3 protein-coding genes are annotated in these 3,661 nt (G+C 42.4%); all 3 read left to right on the top strand.

Annotated features, from left to right (window positions below; all coding sequences use genetic code 11):
* Positions 1-252 precede the first annotated feature (252 nt).
* Genes L1N85_RS26635 through L1N85_RS26625 form a run of 3 tightly spaced genes read left to right on the top strand, consistent with a single transcriptional unit; the run spans position 253 to position 3,482 of the window.
* On the top strand, positions 253-1,497 hold the full coding sequence (locus tag L1N85_RS26635; protein WP_235242039.1) for a site-specific integrase: 1,245 nt from the start codon (positions 253-255) through the stop codon (positions 1,495-1,497).
* Positions 1,498-2,460, top strand: a complete 963-nt coding sequence (locus tag L1N85_RS26630) for a tyrosine-type recombinase/integrase (protein WP_235242038.1) — start codon at positions 1,498-1,500, stop codon at positions 2,458-2,460.
* Positions 2,457-3,482, top strand: coding sequence for a tyrosine-type recombinase/integrase (locus tag L1N85_RS26625; RefSeq protein WP_235242037.1), 1,026 nt, complete (start codon positions 2,457-2,459; stop codon positions 3,480-3,482). The genes L1N85_RS26630 and L1N85_RS26625 overlap by 4 nt, the downstream gene beginning before the upstream one ends.
* Positions 3,483-3,661: the final 179 nt, after the last annotated feature.

The raw sequence follows: 3,661 nt of genomic DNA, 5'->3' as shown, positions 1-3,661 counted from the left end.
GGGCGTCATGATTCCACATGTCCAAACCGGGCTCATGCTTGCGCTGCATAAAATTTTGTCGTACATACTTCACGGAATTTTCAACTTTCCCCTTCTTACGTAAAGATTAACGTAAGAAGGGTTACGTTAAGACTTTCGTTATGTAAAGACTATGCAGTAAAGTAGCATAACTAACGAAATCCTTAACGGTATTTCTTTACATAACAAACCATTCGTGTTATGTCATAACCAAACATTTTGGGAGGTTTGGTTATGACATCGGATATTAAAAAACTGATCGCCTTGTGCGAGGAAGAACTGGTTAGTCGTGAGTACGGCAGTATTCATATTCAAAAAGTCAAGGCGGAATGGAATCAATTGGTCCAATGGATGGACGAACGTCGATATGCAGATTTTTCTGAACCTGTTGGAATTGAATTCTGTAATGAGTTGTTTGGAAATCATATCCTTACAGAAAACGTGCGTAAAAAGAATCGGTTTGGACTCAGAGCAATACGGATGCTAATTTCATACCAAAAACATGGGGATTTTGAATTCCGCACTCCAAGGGTTGAACGGATATTTACCGGCGATATTGGGAAAACCATGGAATTGTATCTGTCATACACAAGAAACATCCTGTCTCATTCCAATGAAACAATAAGAAACAAGGAACAGTATTTGTACGAATTCCATGCATTCCTCAACGGACGCAGCCTGTCTCTGAATGATTTAAATGCGGATAAGGTAGAGGAATTTTTTAAATCTATGGGATATTCACTTGCTTCAAGGCATAACGGTGGATCGACTCTGCGGATCTTTCTCCAATATGCCTACGACAATGGACTGACGAATAAAGACTGCTCCATATTTGTCCTTGCAGACAATTACAAAAAGCATTGTAAGATCCCTACAACATATGAGGAATCAGAAATAAGCAGCATGATTGCATCTGTTGAGCGTTCATCTGCAATCGGGAAAAGAGATTACCTAATTTTACTTTTAGCTGCAGAATACGGTTGGCGAACAAAGGATATCGTAAGATTCCGTTTCGATCAGATTGACTGGGATAAAAGTATCATTCGTTTTAACCAGAGTAAGACTGATACAGCCGTAGAATACCCCCTTCTTTCGTCCATCGGCAATGCCATCATCGATTATCTGAAATATGGTCGTCCAAAAACAACTGCCGAGGAGATCATTGTAGCCGCTGATACGGCCAAAAAAGGACAGCCGCTTTCATCCCCGACTGTCCATTCCATTGTTACAAAATATATGGGCAAAGCCAATATCAAAGACTGGAGTTCCAAGAAGCATGGTGCCCATTCTTTACGGCACAGCCTTGCAAGCAATATGCTGAAAAGGAATGTACCCATGCCCATTATCAGCACCGTCATGGGGCATCAAAGTACAGAAACGACCAAGATATATCTGTCCATCGATATAGAAAAGCTGCGGCAATGCCCACTCCCGATGCCTGAACTGCATTCATCCCATTTCGGATGGGTGGTGCGGTGAATGAACAGGCCCGTATTCCAGTCTGTATTCGTAGACGAGATGAATTCCTATTTGGATTATAAAATATCTTCAGGTCATAACGCTGCAAGTTTCTATATAAACCTGCGTCGTTTTGATCGTTTCTGCACCCGTCAAGAAATTAAGGAGCCTGTATTCACTGCAGAACATGCCGAAAGGTGGATGCAGAGAAGGGAAGACGAAGCCACAACCACACATTATTCTCGGATCAATGGAACCAAACAATTTCTCGTGTTCCTCAGCCAAAAAGGCTACGATGTCTTTGTTATCAGGGATATCAGGTTTAAGCCTACTGAATTCCAACCCCATATTTATACAGAAGATGAGACAAGAAAATACCTTCGAGCCGTGGATGCCTATGAATCTGCCCGAAATCGGAAGTCCGCCATACAATACCCCGTCTTGTTTCGCCTACTGTATTGCTGTGGAACAAGAATCAATGAAACTCTGGGAATACGAAAACAAGATGTAGATTTGGAAAATGGAGTGATCAAACTTCTTGAAGCCAAAAATAATTGTGAGCGTTATATCGTTTTGGGAAATGATCTTAAGGCACTCATGATGCAGTTTGCGGAAAAATGTTTTTATTTGTTGGGTGACAGGGATTATATTTTCACCACTTCCAACGGAGGCAGAATGAGCGGGGACATCATCTACGAAGCACACCGGTTATTCCTTCAGCAGGCGGGAATTCCGTATCTCGGCGGAGGAAGAGGCCCTAGGATCCATGATTGGAGGCACACAATGGCCGTGCGTTCCTTTAAACAGATGATCGATTCCGGCATGGATATGTATGTTGCCCTTCCGATCCTGTCTACGTATCTGGGGCATAAAACCATATTTGCGACGGAACGTTATGTCAGGCTGACCATGGGCATTTACCCGTACATTGAGGAGAAGTTCAGTTCAAAAATGAAAGAGGTATTTGGGGAAGGTGAGCAATGATGAAAAGAACGGATTTTGCTGTGTATCTGAATAAGTATTTCACAATTTATCTTCCGAATACCTGCGGAAGCACACCCCAGACGATCGATTCGTACAGGTACTCCTTTATCCTTTTTTTGACCTATATGCAAGAAAGACATCACATTTCTGCTGATAGGGTGGATATCTCGGATCTCACTTATGAAAATGCCGTATCTTATCTAAGTTGGCTCCAGGAAGCACGGTCAAATGGCATATCGACAAGGAACCAGAGACAAGCCGCCTTAAATAGTTTCATCCGCTTCCTTATGTATGAATTCCCCGAGTACCTGCCCGAATACCAGAAGATTCTTGGCATTCCAGTCAAGAAAGCACCACAAAAAGAAATCACTTATCTCAAAACCGGGGCAGTAACCTTATTGATTAGCCAAGTGGACTTGAATCGGCAGAACGGGTTACGTGATTACGTCATCCTTTCATTATTGTATACAACAGGAATTCGCGTGGGTGAACTCATACAGATTCGCATAAAAGACCTGTCATTGCAGGAACCCTTCACGCTTTTGGTTCGCGGAAAAGGGCAAAAGAGCAGGTATGTACCGCTGATGCGCAGTATAATTCCAGTCATTCAAAAATACCTTGTCCAAAAGAGGTTTGACAAACCAGAGAAACTAGATGCCTGGCTGTTTAATAACCACATGAACGAACCCTTCACCAGACAAGGGATCAATTATATTGTTGGAAAATATTCAACAATGGCACGAACGATTGCCCCTGACATGATTCCCGGTGCTTTTAGTCCACATAAAATAAGACACACAACTGCCATGGGGTTGGTAGAATCGGGTGTTGATCTTATTTATATCCGGGATTTACTCGGCCACGTAAGCGTAAAGACAACAGAAATATATGCAAGGGCAGATGCCATGCATAAGCGCCAAGCGATAGAGGCAGCCAGTAAGGAAATTGTGCCTCCGGAGGAATCTGAATGGGAGAATGATTCAAAACTGAAAGATTGGCTTAAGAGTTTCAATCGCAGATAATTATGTTAAGAAATTCTGTTAGGACTTTCGTTGTTTACGTCATGTCGGGGATTATTCTTTACATAACGAAAGTCTTAACGTAACCCTTCGTTCGCGGTCTTCCAGGTTTGCATAGATCCACTTGAAAGCCGTAGTAATGGGCAAAGTCGGCGAATACGGAAGTAAGAATAATTTCTTTG

This window comes from Paenibacillus alkaliterrae (assembly GCF_021532375.1).
Classification (GTDB): Bacteria; Bacillota; Bacilli; order Paenibacillales; family Paenibacillaceae; genus Pristimantibacillus; species Pristimantibacillus alkaliterrae.
Note: the sequence above shows the minus strand (reverse complement) of the source record. Positions and strands in the feature narration are given on the sequence as shown.